This is a genomic window from Candidatus Margulisiibacteriota bacterium (assembly GCA_041650855.1).
GTDB lineage: Bacteria > Margulisbacteria > WOR-1 > O2-12-FULL-45-9 > XYB2-FULL-48-7 > JALOPZ01.
Genome location: JBAZKJ010000002.1, coordinates 569,632 through 587,805 on the forward strand (window position 1 = coordinate 569,632; position 18,174 = coordinate 587,805).

Genomic DNA, 18,174 nt, shown 5'->3' on the forward strand with positions numbered 1-18,174 from the left:
CTTATTTCCCCCGCGGGTACGAGCCGAGCAGCTTGAGCCGCGAGGTCTTCCGCTTGATCTCTTTGAGGGTCTCGGCGATCTCCCGGTCGTTCCGGTGTCCCAACATGTCGACGAAGAAATAGTAATCGCCGAGCGCCTTTTTAGAAGGCCGCGACTCGATCTTGGTCAGATTGATATTGCGGACGGCGAATTCGCTGAGCACGTCGTGCAGGCCGCCCGGCCGGTCGCTGGCGATGGAAAAGACGATCGAGGTCTTGTCGCGCCCGGTCCGCGGGTGGTCCTTTTTCGAGAGCACGACGAAGCGGGTCCGATTATCCTGGGCGTTGATCTTGGCGGAAACGATGCGCAGGTTATAAAGCTTGGCGGAGGCAGCCGTACCGATCGCCGCAAAGACGCTCCCCTTGACCCGCCCGTGCGCGATGACCTTTTCGCCCAGCGAGGTCGCCACCTGGCGGACCGCGTCGGCGGAACTGTAAGCCAGGTGGAGCTTGACCCCGGGCAGATGTTTCCGCAGGAAATCCTTGCACTGGTCCAGTACCTGGGGGTTGGAAATGACGTCGGTGATCTCCTGAAGGCCGATCCCTTTCTGGACGATCAGGTAATGATAGATCGGGATGACCAGCTCCTGCCGGATCAGCAGATCGACGTCCTTGACCAGCATGTCGGTCACGGTGCCGATCGTCCCCTCGATCGAGTTCTCGATCGGGACGATCGCCTCGTTGATCTTGCCGCGGTCGGCGGCGTAGAGCACGTCGTGGATCGTGGAGAACGGGAGCAGTTCCGCTTTATCCTCGAGCTTTTTCAAGTAAAGCTGGCAGGCCTCTTCGCTGTTCGTCCCCTCAGGACCGAGAAATCCTACCTTCATATTTCACTACCTCCAGATCAGATTCTTTCAGCATCTCCTGGGCCAATTCGTCCGGATACCCGCCGGTGTAAACCAGCCTGACGATGCCGGCATTGATCATCATTTTAACACAGATGACGCACGGCTGATAGTTGCAGTACATCGTCCCCCCTTCGATCCGCACCCCGTGCCAGGCGGCCTGGATGATGGCGTTCTGCTCGGCGTGCAGGCCGCGGCAGAGTTCGTGCCGCTGGCCGGAGGGGACGTTCATCTGCTTGCGGATGCAGGTCTGCTCCGTGCAGTGGTCAAAACCTTTTGGCGCGCCGTTGTAGCCGCTGGCCAGGATCCGGTGGTCTTTGACGATGATCGCGCCGACCTGGCGTTTGATGCAGGTGGCCCGTTCGGAGACGTCCTGGGCGATCTTCAGAAAATAGTCGTCCCATGAAGGCCTGGTCATTTTTTCCTCTTCAGGACTGCCTGGACGGCCGTGACAATGTTTTCGGGGGTCAAGCCGTATTTGACCAGGAGCTCGTCGGGGGTGCCCGATTCGCCGAACACGTCGTGCAAGCCGACCCGGGCCATCGGCACCGTTTCGTTCTCCACCACCACTTCCGCCACGGCGCCGCCCAGCCCGCCGAGGATCGAGTGCTCTTCGGCCGTCACGATCGCGCCGGTCTCGCGCGCGCAGCGGACGATCAGCTCTTTATCCAGCGGCTTGATCGTGTGCATGTTGACCACGCGTGCGTCGATCCCCGCTTTGCCCAGGATCTCCGCCGCGGCCAGCGCTTTGCCGACCATCATACCGCAGGCGATGATCGTCGCGGCCTTGCCTTCTTTCAGCACGACCCCCCGGCCGATCTTGAATTCGTAATTTACCCCTTCGGTAATGACCGGGGTCTTGGGCCGGCTGAGGCGGATATACATCGGTCCGTAAAGAGCGACCGCCGCCCGGATGACCTTTTCGGTCTCCAGCGCGTCGGCCGGCACGACTACCGTCAGGTTCGGGATCGCCCGCATGATGGCGATATCCTCGTTCGCCTGGTGCGAAGCGCCGTCTTCGCCGGTGGTAATGCCGGCGTGGGTAACGACCACTTTTACGTTCAGGCGGGTATAAGCGACCGACATCCTGATCTGGTCCCAGGCGCGGCCGGAAGCAAAGACGGCAAAAGTCGAAGCGAAAGCGATCTTGCCGGCCGCCGCCAGGCCGGCGGCGGTGCCGATCATGTCCTGTTCGGCGATCCCCAGGTCAAAAAAGCGGTCGGGAAAAGCCTTGGCAAAAGTGCAGGTCTTGGTCGACACGGAGAGATCGGCGTCGAGAACGACAATATCCTTGTTCTCTTTGCCGAGCTCGGCCAGGACCCGGCCGTAAGCGTCGCGGGTCGCTTCGCTCCTCATCGGTCCGGCCCCGGCAGCCGGCAAAGTTCGCCCAGCGCTTTTTTCTCTTCGTCCGGCGAGGGCGCCTTACCGTGGTAATCGAGCGGGTTCGCTTCCATGAAACTGACCCCTTTCCCCTTGATGGTGTTGGCAATAATCACGGTCGGTTTTCCCTTTGCCTGTCCGGCCTGGTCCAGCGCCGCAATGAGCGCCGGGACCTGATGCCCGTCGCAGGTGATAACGTTCCAGCCAAAGGCTTTCCACCGGTCCGCCAGCGGCGCCAGGTTCTTGATGTCTGCCAGGCAGCCGTCGATCTGGAACTTGTTGTGATCGACGATCGCCGTTAAGTTGTCGAGCTTATAATGGGCCGCGGTCATCACCGCTTCCCAGACCTGCCCCTCCTGGCATTCGCCGTCGCCCAGCAGGCAATAGACGCGCCAGGCCTTTTTATCGAGGCGGGCGGCCAGCGCCATGCCGTTCGCCGCCGACAGCCCCTGGCCGAGCGAGCCGGTCGACATTTCGATCCCGGGGAGCGACAGCATATCGATGTGCCCTTGCAGCGCGCTGCCGACCCGGCGCAAGGTCTTGAGGTAATCGACGGGGAAATATCCCGACTCCGCCAGCGCGGCGTAGAGGACCGGCGCAGCGTGGCCCTTGCTCATCACGAAGCGGTCGCGGTCCGCCCAGTTCGGTTCCTGCGGTTTGTGCCGGAGCTGGTGGAAATAAAGGACGGCGATGATGTCGGCCGCCGAGAGCGAGCCGCCCGGATGCCCGGAAGCGGCCGCGCAGGTCATCTGGATAATGTGCTGGCGCAGCTTGTTCGCTTTCGCTTCCAGTTCTTTGCCGTTCATAAATTCGATTTTACCATGATTTTCAGCTCCGGCTCAAGTTTGATTTTTGCCCGCTCCATCATCCTGGTCATCAGCTTCAGAACGTCGCGCGCTTTGGCCTCGCCCAGGTTGACGATAAAGTTCGCGTGCTTGGGCGAGACCTGTGCGTCGCCAAAACGCATCCCTTTACAGCCCGCCGCTTCCAGCAGTTTGCCGGCGTATTTGCCCGGCGGGTTTTTAAAGACCGAACCGGCGTTCGGGCTCCCCAGCGGCTGTTTGGCCTGGCGCTCTTTGAGAAAAGCCTTGATGCGCGCCTTGATCGACCGCTTGCGCCCCCGGCGGAGGCGCAGGACAACTTCGACGACCAGGTACTTGCCGCTCTGCAGCGCGCTGCGCCGGTAACCGAAGCGGAGAGCGGCCGGCCGCAAAACCTTTTCCCGTCCGGCCTGATCGAGCACGACCACCCGGACGACCGAACGGCCGATCGCCTTTCCCCAGGCGCCCGCGTTCATCACCACGGCGCCCCCGACGGTCCCCGGGATACCGGCCAGGAACTCCAGGCCGGAAAGACCGTGACGCTGCGCGGTGTTGACCAAAAGCGGCAGCGGCGTTCCGCCGCCGGCATGGACCATCCGCCCGTGGACCGTCAGCTTGTTCAGGCCGCCGGCGAACTTGATGACCAGGCCGCGGAACCCCTTGTCCAGACATAACAGGTTCGTCCCCGCCCCCATGATCGCGACCGCCATTTTCCTGACCCGGGCAAAGGTCAGCGCTTCGGCCAGTTCGGCAACGTCCCGCGGCACGCAAAAATAGTCCGCCGGTCCGCCGATGCGGAACGAAGTGTGTTTTTTTAACGGCTCGTTGCGCGCCAGTTTCATGGTTTCATCTTTAAGCGGGAGAGGATCTCTTTCCCGACGTTGAAGATATCTCCCGCTCCCAGGGTCATGACAATGTCCCCTTCTTTCAGTTCGCCGATCAGCGCCTGGGCGATCTGCTCTTTTTTCGGGATAAAGGTCGTTTTGGCCGCCGGGAGCTGGTCCGAGATCGTCCGGCCGGTCACGCCCGGGATCGGTTTCTCGGACGCGGCGTAGATGTCGGTGATGATCACCTTATCGGCGTTATCGAACGCCTTGCCGAACTGCTCTTTCAGCAGGAAGGTCCGGGTGTACCGGTGCGGCTGAAAAACGCAGATGATCCGGCGCCCCGGCCAACCCGAGCGGGCGGCCGCCAAAGTCGCCTTGATCTCGGTCGGATGATGGGCGTAATCGTCGATGATCAGAACCCCGTCCTGTTCCCCGACGGTGGAGAAACGCCGCCGGGCGCCGATGAAGGTCTGCAGCGCGTTGGCGATCGTGGCGAAATCCAGGCCGTATTCCTGGCAGACGGCAAAGACCGCCAGGCTGTTCAGCACGTTCTGCCAGCCGGGAACGGAGAGCGTGACCTTCCCCTGCTCTTCGCCGTTGTGCAGGAGCGTGTAAGCCGAGCTGAAGTTGGCGAATTTGAGGTCGGCGGCGCTGTACTGCATCTCGGCATCCAGGCCGTAAGTGATGAAGCGGCGGTTAACCGCTTTTTTCAGGTGCTGGTTGTTCCGGTCGGTCCCGTCGATCGCGATAAAACCTTCGGGATCGACCTTTTCGGCGAACCGCTCGAAGGTCGCGAACAGCTCTTCCATGCTGCCGAAATGCTCCATGTGGTCCGCTTCGATGTTGGTGATGACCGCGGCGGTCGGCGCGTAATAGAGGAACGAGCTGTCCGATTCGTCGGCCTCGGCGACGAAGAACTGGCCGTCGCCCAGCTTGGCGTTCCCGTCCATGTAATCCATGTCGCAGCCGATCAGGTAGGTCGGATTGAGCTTGGCCGCTTCCAGCACCCGGGCGATCATCGCCGTGGTCGTCGTCTTGCCGTGCGTCCCGGCGACCGCGATCTTCAGCCGGGACCGCTGCATGATCCAGGCCAGGACCTCGGCCCGCTTGGCGATCTTGATCCCTTTGGCCCGGGCCTCTTTCATTTCCGGGTTTTCTTCGGTGACCGCCGAGGAATAGACCAGGATGTCGGCGTCGCGGACCTGGGACGATTCGTGCCCGATGTGGATCTTGACCCCCAGGTCCTTGAGCCGGATCGTGTTCGGCCCTTCCTTGAGGTCCGACCCGCTGACCTTGAAGCCCATCTCGTGCAGTATCCGGGCGATGCCGGAAACGCCGCAGCCGCCGACCCCGACCAGGTGGATATTTTTTGCCCGTTCGAGATCTAGTTCCATAGCGCCTCGGCGATCAGCCGGGCCGCTGCCGGCCGGGCCAGTTTTTTGGCGTTCTCGCCCATCCGCGGCAGATCGAGCGTTCGATCGTTCAGCAAGGCCAGGAACCGTTCGGCGGTAAAATCACGGTCGGCGATCTTGCGCGCCGCGCCGCCGCGGACCATGACATCGGCATTCAGCTCCTGGTGGTCTTCGGCCGCGTAAGGGTACGGGACCAGGACCATCGGCAGGCCGACGACCGTGAATTCGGCGAGCGCCGTGGCGCCGGCCCGGCTGACGACCAGATCGGCCCCGGCCAAAGCTTCCGCCATGTCAGCGATGTACTCCAGCGGCCGGTAATGTTCGGAACGCAGGTGTCCGTATTGGGGAAAATCGCGCCGGCCGACGCTGTGCACGATCTCCCAGCGGCGGCCGTCCACTTTCGGCAACGCCGCGGCGACCGCCTGGTTCAAGCTTCTCGCTCCCTGCGATCCGCCCAGGACCAGCACGACTTGTCTGTCCTTTTTGGTCCGGCGCGCTTTCAGGATCTCCGCCCGGACCGGGTTACCGACCACCTCGCCCGCGCAATACTTCAGCGACTCGGGAAAAGAGAGAAAAACCTTGTCGGCCAGCCGGAAAGCCAATTTGTTGGTCACGCCGGGGAGAACGTTCTGCTCGTGGACATAAAGCTTGATCCCCAGCGCTTTGGCGGCCAGGACGACCGGCAGCGCCGCGTAACCGCCCATGGTCAGCACCACCCGGGGCGCAAAAGCCGCCAGTATCGCCAACGCCTGGAAAAAGCCGATGATCGTCACGAACGGGGCGGTCACCGCCTTGTAAGAAAATTGCCGCGTCAGCGCCCGCGCCCTGATCAGCTTCAAGTTAAAACCGGCCGGCGGGACCAGCTCTTTTTCCAGCCCGGCGGCGCTGCCGATAAAAAGGATGTCCGCTCCGGCCAGGGCTTGAGCGACCGCGATCCCCGGATAAATATGGCCGCCGGTCCCCCCAGCGACGATCACGACTTTACGGTTTTCTGGAGACATTTAACACTACTCCCACGGCGAACAGATTGATAATGGTCGCGGTCCCGCCGTAACTGATGAACGGCAAAGGGATGCCGGTCGTCGGTATGATCCCGAGCACCACCATGATATTGATCAGCGCCTGAATTGTCAGCCAGCTGACCAGGCCGACGGCCAGGTAACGCTTGAAGTCGTCTTTGGCCGCCATAGCGATCAAGAAGCCCCGGGCCGCGAACAGGGAAAACAAACAGACCACCGCCGCGCCGCCGACGAAACCGAGCTCTTCGCACAGGATCGCGAAGATAAAATCGGTGAATTGCTGCGGCAGGTAAAAGAACTTTTGCCGCGAAGCGCCCAAGCCCAGGCCGAACAAACCGCCGGAACCGACGGCGAGGAGCGACTGGATGATGTGAAAACCGATCCCCTGAGGGTCCTGCCACGGGTCAAGATAAGCCAGCAGGCGCCGCAGGCGATACGGCGTGGTAATGCTGAGCGCGGCGATCACCAGTATGCCCAGCAGGCCCAGGCCACCCAGATGCCAGAGATTCGCTCCGGCCACGAACAGCATGACAAAAAAGGTCCCGGCGATCGCCAGGTTCGTCCCCATGTCGGGCTGCTTCATGATCAGGAGCGAGACCAGGCCCAACAACAGCAACGGCGGCAAGAACCCCTTGACCAGGTCGCCGAGCACTGTTTTGCGGTCCGCCAGCCACTTGGCCATGAACAGGACCATGGCGAACTTGATAAACTCGGAAGGCTGGAACGACAGGATACCGAGGTCGATCCAGCGCGAGGCGCCCAGCACCTTGCGGCCTACTCCGGGAATAAAGACGGCGATCAGCAGGGCGACCGCCATGACCATGATCAAACCGGCTTTGCTTTTCAGGTTATCAAGGTCGAGCCGGTAGGCATAATACAACGCGGCGAAGCCGAGCGCCAGATAAAAGAGCTGGCGCTTGACGAAATAAAGCGTGTCCCCGTATTTCATCGCCATCGTCGGACTGGCGGAAAAGACCATGGTCAACCCGACGGCGCAGAGCGCGATGACGGCGAACAGAAATAAATAGTCTAGGCTTTTAGGCTTCGGCATAGCTGTTTAAAAGCCCTCCCCCGTTCTTCGTAGTTGTTGAACATGTCGAAGCTGGCGCAAGCGGGCGAGAACAAGACCAGGTCACCGGACTTAGCCAGTCCCTGTGCCTGTTTGACCGCGTCTGCCAGTGAAAACCCGGCCGGATAAACCTGATCATAACCGGCAGCTTTTAAAGCCGCCGTGAACCGTTCAGCCGCTTCGCCGATCGTGACGACCGCCTTGACCCGTTCCCTGATCTTCCGGGCCAGCGGCTGCAGGTCGGTCCCTTTATCCTTGCCCCCCAGGATCAACACGATCCCCCGGCCGGGGAAAGTGTCGATCGCCACCATGGTCGAGTCCGGGTTAGTTCCCTTGGAATCGTTGTAAAAATCGACGCCGTTGACCGTCACGGCGTATTCGATCCTGTGCTCCACGCCGGGAAAAGTCTTTAAGACCTCGGCCACGACCGCTGTGGGCACGCCGCAGAGTGCGGCAGCCTGCGCCGCGGCCAGCGCGTTTTCCAGGTTATGTTTCCCCGGGATCTTTATTTCTTCCGGTTTGATGGTGATGATTTCCGCCGCCCGCTCCTTTGCAAACCCCAGTACCCGGCACCTGGCACCCAGTACCATTTTTTTGACCTCCGGGTCGTCCTCGTTATAGACCAGATAATCGTCACCCGTCTGGTTAGCGAATATTCGCGCCTTTTGCTGTATGTATTCGGCCATCGTGTGGTGCCGTTCGAGATGGTCCGGCTGGATATTAAGCAGCACGCTGACGTACGGTTTGAACGTGTCGCACGCTTCCAGCTGGTAGCTGCTGACCTCGGCCACGATATAATCCAGGTCCGCGTCGGCAATCCCGGCCAGCGGCGCGCCGATGTTACCCCCGACAAAGACCCGCCGGCCGGCCGCTTTCAGCATCTCGCCGACCAGGGTGGTCGTGGTCGTTTTGCCGTTGGTCCCGGTAATGGCGACGATCGGTTTCTTGATGAACCAGGAAGCCAGCTCCAGCTCGGCCACGATCTTGATCCCCCGCTTTTTCGCTTCCCGCAGAACCGGGATATCTAAATGGACCCCCGGGCTGACCACGATCAAGTCGGCCCCCGCGATATCGTCGAGCGTGTGCGGGCTGACTTTGGAATCGGTCGTTCTAATGACCGCGCCGAGCGCCGACAGTTTATCCTTGGCCGCCAGGCCGCTTTTGCCCAGCCCGAAGATCGCGACCTTTTTCCCTTTTAGCTCCATAGTCCAACTATCGCCAGCGCCAGCCCGGCGATCCAGAAACCGACCACGATCACCCACTCCTTGATCCCTAAAAGCTCAAAAGAATGATGCAGCGGAGCCATCGGCAGGACCCGCCGTTTAAAGGCTTTATACGAACCGACCTGGATAATGACGGAAACCGCCTCCAGGACAAAGATCCCGCCGATCACCGCCAGGCGGAGCTCCGCCCGCAGGATGATCGCCAATCCGGCCAGCGCGGCGCCGACCGCCAGTGAACCGACGTCGCCCATGAACAGGCCGGCTTTGGGAAAATTAAAATAAAGAAACGCCATGACCGCTCCGGCGCCGATCAGCGCGAAAGTCGCGGCTTCCGGTTGGCTGGCCTTGTTGGCCAGCACGGCGAACGCCAGGAAAGCGATCGTCGCGGTCCCGGCCAACAAGCCGTTAAGACCATCGGTTAAATTGGTCGCGTTGGCCATGCCGACAACGATAAAAGCGACAAAGAACGGGTAGACCAGCGGCTGGTACAGGCCTAACCAGGGAATAATGCCCCACACTCCCAGGTTATGTCCCAGCCAGGTCAGGACAATGGCAAAGACCCCGGCGGCCGCCGTTTGCAGCGCAATCTTTTCCCAGAAGGTTAAACCGAGGTTCCGTTTAAAAACGATCTTGAGCGAGTCATCCGCCAGGCCGATCAGGGCGAAACAGAGGGTCAGCAGCACCAGGGCCAGGTAAGCGGGGTGGAATTCCACGTTGATCAGGATCAAGGCCAGAACGATCATGACCAGGACAAAACCGATCCCCCCCATGGTCGGGGTCCCCGCCTTGCCCAGATGCGTGGCCGGCCCCTCTGCCCTGACCGGTTGGCCGGCCCGGATCAACCGGAGAAGCCAGAGCAGGGGGAAAGTAACGAGCAGCGAGATCAGCGCCGCCGACAAAAAGATCGCGATCGAGTTTAGCACTTATCCATTTTACAATATTTTCGGCCTGCGGGCAATAAAAAAAGCCTCCCGCGAGAAATCGCGGGAGGCTTGGGAAAATCGGGTCAAAGATACTTATAAGTAATAACCCGCGTTTATGAAGACCCCGGGCAAAATTCCGGTGGTCGTCGCGCCGCCAGCAGAAGTGCTGCTGAGCAGGATAATATCGGCGCCCAGCGACATGTTCGGCTGGACCAATGTCCGGAAACCCCAGGTACCGCCGAAAGTCGTCTGGCTGGCACCGGCCACGGACGTGCTGGTGATGTAACCGCCGGCCATTGTCTGGACCCCGCCGACGTTCCCCATCGTGTAATCGAACTTGCCGAGCAATGTGGTCTGGGAACCGCCGGTAAAGGTAAAGTAATTACCGCCGATCGCTACCATCATGTCCTTGTTGAAATGGTATTTGAAGGCCGGCGTACCGCCGATGCAGCCCAGCGCCATTTTGCCCGACCAGTCGTCGCCGGCCGGAGCCGACGAGACCGGCGCCACAGCCGGAGCCGGCGTGAAGGACCGTTTCGGGGCCGCCAGTGCCGCCACGGACAGAGCGCAAGCCAGGAGCAATGTTAAAGCAATGATTTTTTTCATGTTTTCACCTCCTTTATTTTTTATTTGCCTTTGAAGATATTATGCAAGAAATCGGCCGCCATATCCTTGCAGCCGAGGCCGAAGGCGATCGCCGCCGCCAGTGCCGGCGCCCCCAGGAGGATATCCAGCTTGCCGACTATGGAGCTGGGCCGCAAGCCGAGCTGCGACAGCGCTGCCAGGAAAGTAAAAATGATCACCAGGTAGTAAACGACCCTGGCCAGCGATTTCCCCCCCTCAACGCCGAAGTTCAGGCAGACGATCTTGACGATATTGGCTAACAAGGTAGCCAGGAAAAGCCCGGTTCCCAGGACGATCGCCACCATCATGACCAGTCCCAGGTAGATGACAACTTTGGCGATAGCCGGCTCGATCTTGACGCCGAACAGCTTGGCAACGCCGATGACCGTGATAAAAAGGACGGCCCAATAAACGATCTCCCCGAGGATATCGGACAGGCCCTTTTTGACCTCCCCTTTTTCCAGGACCGTGTTGAACTTGACCGCTTTGCTCCCTTTATCAAGCTGGACCAGTTTCAGCACGTAAACAACGGCATAAGCAAGCCCTTTAGCGGCCAGGAAACCGATGAGCAGCAGGACCAGGGCCGTAACGAGGCTGACAATGAGCGGAGAGATGACCGACCAAGCGGCAGCGAACGGGGCCAACAACGACATTAGATCCATAAGACGCCTCCTTTTAGGCCTTAATAACGGCCAACAAAACGGAAACCGCCATAAAAGCGATCGCTAACCCCCAGGTGATCCGGTCCAAGCCCTCTTCCATCCCCTTGGGGGTACCGAACAGCTTCGCCGAACCGCCGATCCCGCCTAAACCTTCACCCTTGGCGGAATGGAGCAGGACCGCGACGATCAATAACGCGGCCGCAACGAACTGGACCAACAATAATAATGTTTTCATGACCTTTCCTTTAATGATATTTGGAGGTGATCGGGATTGAACCGACGACCTCGGCGTTGCGAACGCCGCGCTCTCCCAACTGAGCTACACCCCCATGTCCGCTACGCTGGATTATACTATTTATCCTGCAAGCAAGCGATACCGGGCAACACTTTGCCTTCGACAAATTCCAGGGAGGCGCCGCCCCCCGTGGAAATATGGGTCATCTTGTCCGCCAGCCCGGCCTTTTCCACCGCCGCGACCGAATCGCCGCCGCCGATCACCGAAACCGCGCCCTTGGCGGTCGCTTCGGCGACCAGCTTGGCGATCGCCATGGTCCCGTTGGCGAATTTGGGGAACTCAAAAACGCCCATCGGGCCGTTCCAGAAGATAGTTTTCGCTTTCTTGATCGCGTGGCCGAACTTGGTGATCGTCTCCGGCCCGATGTCCATCCCCTGCCAGTCGGCGGGGATCCCGGCCCGGGTCACGACCTTGGCATTGGCGTTGGCGTCGAACTTGTCGGCCACGAGATGGTCGATCGGCAGCATCAGCGGGATGCCGCGGTCGATCGCTTTTTTCAGCGTCTCTTTGGCCAGCTCGATCTTGTCGGCTTCGACCAGTGACTGGCCGACCTCGACCCCGCGCGCCTTGAAGAACGTATAGGCCATGCCGCCGCCGATGATCAGCGTGTCGACCTTGTTGATCAGGCTGGAAATGACGTCGATCTTGCCGGAGATTTTGGCGCCGCCCAGGATCGCCACGAAAGGCCGCCCCGGGTTCTCGAGCAGCTGGCCGAGGAACTTGATCTCCTTTTCCATCAGGAAACCGGCGTAACCTTTGAGATATTTCGTCACCCCTTCGGTCGAAGCGTGCGCGCGGTGGGCGGTGCCGAAAGCGTCATTGACGTAAAGGTCTGCCAGGCTCGCCAGCTTCTTGGCAAAGACCGGGTCGTTCTTCTCCTCTTCCTTGTAGAAGCGGACGTTCTCCAGCAGCAGGACCGAGCCGGGGTGCAGACTGGCGACCGCGTTCTCCACTGCGGGCCCAACGCAATCCTTGACATAGCCGACCGGGAGCTTCAGCAGTTCGGAAAGTTTTTTCACGACCGGCGCGAGGCGGAGCTTATCGTCCGGGCCGGCTTTGGGCCGGCCTAAGTGGGACACAAGAATGACCTTGGCCCCTTTGTCGACCAGGTACTGGATGGTCGGGATAGCCGCCCGGATCCGGGTATCATCGGTGATCTGCTGTTTGTCGTCCAGCGGCACGTTGAAATCGACCCTGACCAGGACACGCTTATTGTTAAGCTCTTTAATGTCCTCGAGCGTCTGTTTGGCCATTTTCTCCCCTACTTTTTGGCCGCGATCAGCTTGACCAGGTCGACGACCCGGCAGGAATAACCCCACTCGTTGTCGTACCAGGAAACGACCTTGAAGAACCGTTTCTCGCCCTTCAGGTTGTTCTGCAACGTGGCCAGCGAGTCGTAGATCGAGGAGCGCTGGTCATGGATAAAGTCGGTGGAAACCACTTCTTCGTCGGCCACGCCCAGGATACCTTTAAGGTAAGTCTGGGAAGCTTTTTTGAGCAAGGCGTCGATCTCTTCGATCGACGTATCTTTATTGGCCCGGAAGGTCAGGTCGACCACCGAGACGTCGGCCGTCGGGACGCGGAAAGACATGCCGGTCAATTTCCCCTTGGTGACGGGGAGCACTTCGCCGACCGCTTTGGCCGCGCCGGTCGTCGAAGGAATGATGTTGATCGCCGCCGCCCGGCCGCCGCGCCAGTCCTTCTTGGACGGGCCGTCGACGGTCTTCTGGGTCGCGGTGTAGGCGTGAATGGTGGTCATGAGACCGGTCTCGATGCCGATCCCTTCTTTGACCAGCACGTGGACCACCGGGGCCAGGCAGTTCGTGGTGCAGGAGGCGTTGGAAATGATATTGTGCTGGGCGGCGTCGTATTCGTTATCATTAACGCCCATGACGATCGTCTTGACCTCGCCCTTGCCCGGGGCGGAGATGAGCACTTTTTTGGCGCCGGCCGCCAGGTGGCCTTTGGCCTTTTCCGAATCGGTAAAGAGGCCGGTCGATTCGATGACGATCTCGACCCCCAGGTCCTTCCAGGGGAGCTGGCTCGGCTCTTTGGTCGCCATGATGCACTTGATCTTCTGGCCGTTGACCTCCAGCACGTCGTCGGCCGCGGCGCTGACGGTCCCCTTGAACCGGCCGTGGACCGAATCATACTTCATCTGGTAAGCGAAATATTTCGCGTCGGTCACGACATCGACGACGGCGACGACCTCGACCTCCTTGCCCAAGACCCCCTTGTCGACCATCGCGCTGAGCACTTGCCGACCGATCCGACCGAAACCGTTGATCCCGACTTTTACTGCCATTTCTTACCCTTCCCTTTCTTTATTTTAGCGACTTAACGATCAAGCGAATTATAGCAATGTTTGCTATAATGGTCAACATGGAAGAAAGTTTTTCCTGGAAGAGCATTTTTTTCGGCGTGTTTTTCTCCCTGCTGGTGCTGGCGGTCGCTTACTGGCTGATCGCGCCGCGCGACTACACTTTTTTTACCCAGGATAAAAGCGACCGGCTGGCGGAATTCCATCAGACCCGGGTGGTCGGCAGGCAGGACGGGCAAACCGTCTGGGAACTGAACGCCGGCAGCGGCTGGACCGATAAAGCCCAGGAGATCACCTACCTGACCGACGTGCGCCAGGGGAAGCTTTACAACAAAAAGGGACAACTGGTCCTGCACGGCCTGCGCGCGCCCAGCGCCCGGGCCTGGCGCCACAGCGAGATCGTGGAAGCGACCGGCGGGGTCAACGCTTACCTGGACATCGGCAAATTCACCAGGGAACCGAAAAAAGAGGCCGACTGGCTGCGCATGACCGGCGCGGTGATCAAATATTTGCCGGCGGAAAAACGCTCGGAGCTGGCGGGCAAGATCACGCTGGCCCAGCACGACAGCGTCATCCGGGCCGGCCGGGTCGCGATCGACCATGAGCGCAAGAGCGCGAACCTGCAGGGCAATATCCGCCTGACCAGGCGGGACAGCGACATCGTCGCCGAAACGCTCGAATATTTCGGCGAGACCGAAGCGCTGAAAGCCGCCGGCCGGATCACGCTGCGGCTGAAGGAAAGCCGGACCAGGACCCTGATCAAGTGCGACCGGGCCGACCTGTCGGTCGATCTGGACCGGGACATCGACCTGGCCGGCAACGTCGAAGTGACCCAGGGAAAAAAATTATCGCTGGCCGGCGCCGGCACCTATTCGCGCCGCCGCCAGCAGCTGCTCTTGCGGGACGGCACCCGGACGGTCCTGGAAAAAGCGGCCAACGAGATCAAGCCGGAAACCGCGCGCCAGCTCGATTCGCCCGAGCAAAAGAGATTATTGCGGCAAAAGACCGTGATCGCGGCGCGGGAGATGGTTTTTTCGCTCAAGACCGGCGACGCCCGGGCGACCGGCAGCGTGGAAGTCACCCAGCAAGGGCGGGAAGCCCGGTCGGACAGCGCGTTTTACGACGATAAGCTTGAGACCCTGGCGTTGAGCGGGAACGTCTATTTAAAACGGGGCGAAGAATGGCTGAGCTGCCGGCAAGTCATTATCTCGGTCAAAAATGAGACCTTTGAAGCGCGCGGCGTCCAGGAAGCCAAGTTCAACCTCTAGAACAATAATTTCTGCCGCCGCATCGAAATACTTTGTAAAATACCGAGCGCGCACAGGTTCATGAACAGCGAAGTGCCGCCGTAGCTGAGCAGCGGCAAGGGAATGCCCACGACCGGTAAAATGCCCAGCGCCATGCCGATGTTCGCCCCGCAGTGGAAAAGCAGCATAGTGACGATGCCGTACGCCAGCAGTTTCCCGAAGCGGTCGCGGGCGGCGCCGGCGATCACCAGGCCGCGCCAGATCAGCAGGCCGAACAAGGCGAGCACCAGCAGGGCGCCCAGCAAGCCGAACTCCTCGCCGACGACCGAAAAGATAAAGTCGGAAAATTGCTCCGGGATGAATTGGAGCTGCGTTTGCGAACCGCGCAAAAACCCCTTGCCCAGCAGGCCGCCGCTGCCGATCGCGATCTTGCTTTGCAGCGTGTGGTACCCCGCCCCCAGCGGATCGGCCCCGGGATTCAGGAAGGCGACGATCCGCAGCCGCTGGTATGACTTCAGCGTCCCCCAGAGGAAAGGCAAGGCCACGCCGACGCCGATATTGAGGCCGAGCACCGCCAGCCAGTCGAACGTCCGCGCCCGGGTCAAAAAGAGCGCCAGCGCCACGCTGAACAGGTAAAGCAGCCAGAGGAACAAGAGCGGCCGCAGCAAGATCGACAAGACCGGCGTGACCAGCAGCAGGAGGAGCAGCGGCGCCGAATCGGCCGCGGCCAGCATGCCGAGCAAAATGGCAAAAAGGACCAGCGCGGTCCCCAGGTCCGGTTGTTTAAAGATCAAGAGGAACGGCAAGCCGACCAGCGCCAGGAGCGCCGGCGCTTCCCAGCCGGAGCGGAATTCTTTGCCGCGGCCCAGGAACGCCGCCAACGCGATGATCAGCACCAGCTTGGCCACTTCGGATGGTTGGAACGAGAAGAAGCCGAGCTGGAACCAGCGCTGCGCCCCGGAGGCGCCGGAACCGGCCAGCAGCACGGCGACCAGCAATCCCACCACTAAAAGGTAGAGGAATGGGGCCGCCTTTTGCAGGTGGCGGTAGTCAAGATAGCAAAAGAACGCCAGGCCGGACAAAGCGACCAGCAAGGCCAGGAATTGCCTGGTCACCAGCAAGAGCGGTTCGGTCCCCGCCTTGGCCTGCATCATGTAGCTCGCGCTGAAGATCGCCAGAAAACCGATGAAGAGCAGCGCGCCGGCCGCGGCCCAGATCGCCGCGTCGGACAATCTTAACATGCGAAAATTGATCATCTGGTGGTCTCGACCGCGGTCAAAAGCGCCCTGGCCTTGTTCAAGGTCTCCTGGTATTCCCGGGCCGGGACCGAATCGTAGACCAGGCCGGCTCCGGCCTGAACGTAGGCCTTGCCGTCCTTGATCAAGATCGTCCGGATCGCGATGCCGGAATCAAGTTCGCCGGAAAAGCTGAAATAGCCGACGCAGCCGGCATAGAGGCCGCGCTGCCGGTTCTCCAGTTCGTCGATGAGCTCCATCGCCCGGACCTTGGGCGCGCCGGAGACCGTCCCCGCCGGAAAGACCGCCTTGACGAGGTCGATGGCGTCCCGGCCGCGCTTCAGCCGGCCGTTGACGTTGCTGACAATGTGCATGACGTGCGAATACTTCTCGATCACCATCTCTTCCGTCACCTTGACGCTCCCCCAGTCGCAGACCCGGCCCAGGTCGTTGCGGCCCAGGTCAACGAGCATCACGTGCTCCGCCCGCTCCTTTTTGGACGCCAGCAGGTCATCGGCCAGTTTCTTGTCTTCGGCCTCGTCGCGGCCGCGCGGGCGGGTCCCGGCGATCGGCCGCAGGGTGGCCAGCCCGCCTTCCAGCCGGACCATGACCTCCGGTGAAGAGCCGACGATCTGCAGGTCGCCCAAACGCAAGTAATACATGTAAGGGGAAGGATTGAGCACGCGCAGCGCCCGGTAAATATCGAACGGGTCAGCATGGCACTTAGCTTCCAGGCGCTGGGAAAGCACTACCTGAATAATGTCTCCGGCTTTGATATGGGCTTTTGCCTGCCGGACCATCTCTTCGTATTCCCGGCGGGTGACGTTGCTCTGGAACTTGACCGCGCGCCGCCGCCCGGTCTCCAGCTCGGTCGTCCGCAGCGGTTTTTTCAGCTTGGCTTCCAGCCCCGCGATCCGCCGGCAAGCGCTCCGGTACGCCCGGGCCGGGTCGCCGGCGATCCGCGCGTTGGCAATGATCACGATCTTATGCTTGATGTGATCGAACGCCAGGATGGCGTCGGCCATGATAAATTGCATCAGGGGAATGTTCAGGTCGTCGGGATTGGCGTTGGGGATCTTTTCGATCTGCCGGACGGCGTCATAGCCGATATAGCCGACCAGCCCGCCGCTGAACCTGGGTAAGCCGGGAATACTAACCGGCTTGTACTCTTTCAGCAATGTCCGAATCTCCTCAAAAGACCCGGGACTCGCGACCCGTGACGCGGAACAGGTCCCCAAAAAAGAATAGCGCGCGATCTTTTCCCCGCCTTCGACCGATTCCAGCAGGAAAGAATGGTCGCCGGCGATCTTCTTGAACGCCGAGACCGGCGTTTCCATGTCGGCCACGATCTCCTTGTAGACCGGGACCAGGTTCCCCTTTTTCGCCAGGCGTTTGAACTCTTTCAGGTCCGGTTTTATCATTTTTCACGCTCCGTAACGTAGCAAGCCAACTCGGCCAGGCGCCGGGCGCGCGGACCGAACGGCGCCAGCCGCCGCAAGGCCTGGTCCCTCTCCGCCGCCGCCAGCGCCCTGGACCGCGCCAGGCCGACGACGAACGGAAAACCCTTTTTGCTGTCGGCCCGGACCGGCTTCCCCAATTGCCGGGCGGTCGCGGTCACGTCCAGGATATCGTCGGCGATCTGAAAAGCCATCCCGAGATGTTCGGCGTACGCGGTCAGCGCGGTTGTTTGGCGCGCCGTCGCGCCGCAGATCGCGGCCGTCCCGCGGACGCAGGCCTTGAGCAGCGCCGCCGTCTTCCAGCGGTGGATGGCGCGCAGCCGGTTCAGTGTTAGTTTTTTCTCCGGCGCGGCAACGTCGGCCACCTGCCCTTCAACCACCTCGAACAAGGCGCCGGCCAGTTCCTTGACCGCCTTGGGCTGATCGGCGATCAGCCCGAACGCCAGCGTGCTGAGCGCGTCGCCGACCAGGATCGCCAGGGCTTCGCCGTATTTCTTGTGGCAGGTCGGCTTTCCCCGGCGCAGGTCGGAGTCGTCCATCGCCGGCAGGTCGTCGTGGATCAAAGTGAAGGTGTGGATCATTTCGACGGCGCAGGCAAAAGGGAGAACCTTGGCAGGAGGTTTTCCCAACGCTTTGGCCACCGCCAGGCAGAGGATCGGCCGAAAACGTTTCCCGCCGGCCAAGACCGAATAGCGCATCGCCATAGCTAACTTGCCTTTTTTCGGCAGATTTTTATTTAATTCCCGCTCAATGATCCTTAGTTCGGCATTAGGCATT

The 18,174-nt window shown here is 60.7% G+C and carries 19 protein-coding genes and 1 tRNA gene; 1 reads left to right on the plus strand and 19 read right to left on the minus strand.

From position 1 onward, the window contains the following. Position 1: 1 nt before the first annotated feature. The 16 genes from pheA to gap form a co-directional block, all read right to left on the minus strand. Positions 2 to 865: a prephenate dehydratase gene (gene pheA, locus WC529_07575; protein ID MFA5114136.1), complete on the minus strand. Its 864-nt coding sequence runs from the start codon at positions 863 to 865 to the stop codon at positions 2 to 4. Beyond that, positions 840 to 1,301, minus strand: a complete 462-nt coding sequence (locus WC529_07580) for a cytidine/deoxycytidylate deaminase family protein (protein MFA5114137.1) — start codon at positions 1,299 to 1,301, stop codon at positions 840 to 842. The genes pheA and WC529_07580 overlap by 26 nt, the downstream gene beginning before the upstream one ends. Beyond that, positions 1,298 to 2,239 (minus strand): transketolase family protein, encoded by a 942-nt coding sequence (locus WC529_07585; GenBank protein MFA5114138.1) that lies wholly within the window; start codon positions 2,237 to 2,239, stop codon positions 1,298 to 1,300. The genes WC529_07580 and WC529_07585 overlap by 4 nt, the downstream gene beginning before the upstream one ends. Then, positions 2,236 to 3,069: a transketolase gene (locus WC529_07590; GenBank protein MFA5114139.1), complete on the minus strand. Its 834-nt coding sequence runs from the start codon at positions 3,067 to 3,069 to the stop codon at positions 2,236 to 2,238. The genes WC529_07585 and WC529_07590 overlap by 4 nt, the downstream gene beginning before the upstream one ends. Further along, positions 3,066 to 3,926: a UDP-N-acetylmuramate dehydrogenase gene (murB, locus tag WC529_07595; protein ID MFA5114140.1), complete on the minus strand. Its 861-nt coding sequence runs from the start codon at positions 3,924 to 3,926 to the stop codon at positions 3,066 to 3,068. Before murB ends, WC529_07590 begins: the two co-directional genes overlap by 4 nt. Continuing rightward, entirely contained in the window at positions 3,923 to 5,305 is a 1,383-nt protein-coding gene (gene murC, locus WC529_07600; protein ID MFA5114141.1) for a UDP-N-acetylmuramate--L-alanine ligase, read from the minus strand. The genes murB and murC overlap by 4 nt, the downstream gene beginning before the upstream one ends. Next, entirely contained in the window at positions 5,296 to 6,324 is a 1,029-nt protein-coding gene (gene murG, locus WC529_07605) for an undecaprenyldiphospho-muramoylpentapeptide beta-N-acetylglucosaminyltransferase (protein MFA5114142.1), read from the minus strand. Before murG ends, murC begins: the two co-directional genes overlap by 10 nt. Further along, a complete protein-coding gene (gene ftsW / locus WC529_07610) occupies positions 6,305 to 7,393 on the minus strand; it encodes a putative lipid II flippase FtsW (protein MFA5114143.1) in 1,089 nt (362 codons plus the stop codon). Before ftsW ends, murG begins: the two co-directional genes overlap by 20 nt. After that, the gene (murD, locus tag WC529_07615) at positions 7,372 to 8,616 is read right to left on the minus strand and encodes a UDP-N-acetylmuramoyl-L-alanine--D-glutamate ligase (GenBank protein ID MFA5114144.1); all 1,245 of its coding nucleotides are present in this window, start codon (positions 8,614 to 8,616) and stop codon (positions 7,372 to 7,374) included. Before murD ends, ftsW begins: the two co-directional genes overlap by 22 nt. Continuing rightward, positions 8,607 to 9,557, minus strand: a complete 951-nt coding sequence (gene mraY, locus WC529_07620) for a phospho-N-acetylmuramoyl-pentapeptide-transferase (protein ID MFA5114145.1) — start codon at positions 9,555 to 9,557, stop codon at positions 8,607 to 8,609. The genes murD and mraY overlap by 10 nt, the downstream gene beginning before the upstream one ends. Positions 9,558 to 9,650: 93 nt before the next feature. Next, entirely contained in the window at positions 9,651 to 10,163 is a 513-nt protein-coding gene (locus WC529_07625) for a hypothetical protein (GenBank protein ID MFA5114146.1), read from the minus strand. 20 nt (positions 10,164 to 10,183) lie between these two features. Next, the gene (locus WC529_07630; protein MFA5114147.1) at positions 10,184 to 10,843 is read right to left on the minus strand and encodes a hypothetical protein; all 660 of its coding nucleotides are present in this window, start codon (positions 10,841 to 10,843) and stop codon (positions 10,184 to 10,186) included. Between the two features lie 13 nt (positions 10,844 to 10,856). Beyond that, positions 10,857 to 11,078 carry a preprotein translocase subunit SecG gene (secG, locus tag WC529_07635; GenBank protein ID MFA5114148.1) on the minus strand — a complete coding sequence of 74 codons (222 nt, stop codon included), beginning with the start codon at positions 11,076 to 11,078 and terminating at the stop codon, positions 10,857 to 10,859. Positions 11,079 to 11,099: 21 nt separating this feature from the next. Further along, positions 11,100 to 11,172 (minus strand) — tRNA-Ala (locus tag WC529_07640). 22 nt (positions 11,173 to 11,194) lie between these two features. Further along, positions 11,195 to 12,391 carry a phosphoglycerate kinase gene (locus WC529_07645; protein MFA5114149.1) on the minus strand — a complete coding sequence of 399 codons (1,197 nt, stop codon included), beginning with the start codon at positions 12,389 to 12,391 and terminating at the stop codon, positions 11,195 to 11,197. 8 nt (positions 12,392 to 12,399) lie between these two features. Beyond that, positions 12,400 to 13,443, minus strand: coding sequence for a type I glyceraldehyde-3-phosphate dehydrogenase (gene gap, locus WC529_07650; protein MFA5114150.1), 1,044 nt, complete (start codon positions 13,441 to 13,443; stop codon positions 12,400 to 12,402). A 77-nt stretch (positions 13,444 to 13,520) separates the two neighbouring features. On the opposite strand from gap, the gene WC529_07655 reads away from it, so the two are divergent. Further along, a complete protein-coding gene (locus WC529_07655) occupies positions 13,521 to 14,726 on the plus strand; it encodes a hypothetical protein (GenBank protein ID MFA5114151.1) in 1,206 nt (401 codons plus the stop codon). On the opposite strand, the gene rodA is transcribed toward WC529_07655, so the two are convergent. The 3 genes from rodA to WC529_07670 are packed head-to-tail and all read right to left on the minus strand — an operon-like array spanning position 14,723 to position 18,173. After that, positions 14,723 to 15,946 (minus strand): rod shape-determining protein RodA, encoded by a 1,224-nt coding sequence (gene rodA, locus WC529_07660; protein ID MFA5114152.1) that lies wholly within the window; start codon positions 15,944 to 15,946, stop codon positions 14,723 to 14,725. The two genes, WC529_07655 and rodA, sit on opposite strands and share 4 nt — an antisense overlap. A gap of 11 nt (positions 15,947 to 15,957) precedes the next feature. Then, positions 15,958 to 17,361: an anthranilate synthase component I gene (gene trpE, locus WC529_07665; protein ID MFA5114153.1), complete on the minus strand. Its 1,404-nt coding sequence runs from the start codon at positions 17,359 to 17,361 to the stop codon at positions 15,958 to 15,960. Next, positions 17,358 to 18,173, minus strand: coding sequence for a polyprenyl synthetase family protein (locus tag WC529_07670; GenBank protein ID MFA5114154.1), 816 nt, complete (start codon positions 18,171 to 18,173; stop codon positions 17,358 to 17,360). Before WC529_07670 ends, trpE begins: the two co-directional genes overlap by 4 nt. Position 18,174 lies beyond the last annotated feature (1 nt).

Excerpts from the sequence above, each read along its gene's own strand:
- murC (MFA5114141.1), bottom strand. The coding sequence starts at position 5,305 with ATGGAACTAGATCTCGAACGGGCAAAAAATATCCACCTGGTCGGGGTC.
- WC529_07590 (MFA5114139.1), bottom strand. The coding sequence starts at position 3,069 with ATGAACGGCAAAGAACTGGAAGCGAAAGCGAACAAGCTGCGCCAGCAC.
- trpE (MFA5114153.1), bottom strand. The coding sequence starts at position 17,361 with ATGATAAAACCGGACCTGAAAGAGTTCAAACGCCTGGCGAAAAAGGGG.
- murB (MFA5114140.1), bottom strand. The coding sequence starts at position 3,926 with ATGAAACTGGCGCGCAACGAGCCGTTAAAAAAACACACTTCGTTCCGC.
- WC529_07585 (MFA5114138.1), bottom strand. The coding sequence starts at position 2,239 with ATGAGGAGCGAAGCGACCCGCGACGCTTACGGCCGGGTCCTGGCCGAG.
- pheA (MFA5114136.1), bottom strand. The coding sequence starts at position 865 with ATGAAGGTAGGATTTCTCGGTCCTGAGGGGACGAACAGCGAAGAGGCC.
- WC529_07670 (MFA5114154.1), bottom strand. The coding sequence starts at position 18,173 with ATGCCTAATGCCGAACTAAGGATCATTGAGCGGGAATTAAATAAAAAT.
- murG (MFA5114142.1), bottom strand. The coding sequence starts at position 6,324 with ATGTCTCCAGAAAACCGTAAAGTCGTGATCGTCGCTGGGGGGACCGGC.
- WC529_07580 (MFA5114137.1), bottom strand. The coding sequence starts at position 1,301 with ATGACCAGGCCTTCATGGGACGACTATTTTCTGAAGATCGCCCAGGAC.
- rodA (MFA5114152.1), bottom strand. The coding sequence starts at position 15,946 with ATGTTAAGATTGTCCGACGCGGCGATCTGGGCCGCGGCCGGCGCGCTG.
- WC529_07655 (MFA5114151.1), top strand. The coding sequence starts at position 13,521 with ATGGAAGAAAGTTTTTCCTGGAAGAGCATTTTTTTCGGCGTGTTTTTC.
- murD (MFA5114144.1), bottom strand. The coding sequence starts at position 8,616 with ATGGAGCTAAAAGGGAAAAAGGTCGCGATCTTCGGGCTGGGCAAAAGC.
- WC529_07630 (MFA5114147.1), bottom strand. The coding sequence starts at position 10,843 with ATGGATCTAATGTCGTTGTTGGCCCCGTTCGCTGCCGCTTGGTCGGTC.
- WC529_07645 (MFA5114149.1), bottom strand. The coding sequence starts at position 12,391 with ATGGCCAAACAGACGCTCGAGGACATTAAAGAGCTTAACAATAAGCGT.
- ftsW (MFA5114143.1), bottom strand. The coding sequence starts at position 7,393 with ATGCCGAAGCCTAAAAGCCTAGACTATTTATTTCTGTTCGCCGTCATC.
- WC529_07625 (MFA5114146.1), bottom strand. The coding sequence starts at position 10,163 with ATGAAAAAAATCATTGCTTTAACATTGCTCCTGGCTTGCGCTCTGTCC.
- gap (MFA5114150.1), bottom strand. The coding sequence starts at position 13,443 with ATGGCAGTAAAAGTCGGGATCAACGGTTTCGGTCGGATCGGTCGGCAA.
- secG (MFA5114148.1), bottom strand. The coding sequence starts at position 11,078 with ATGAAAACATTATTATTGTTGGTCCAGTTCGTTGCGGCCGCGTTATTG.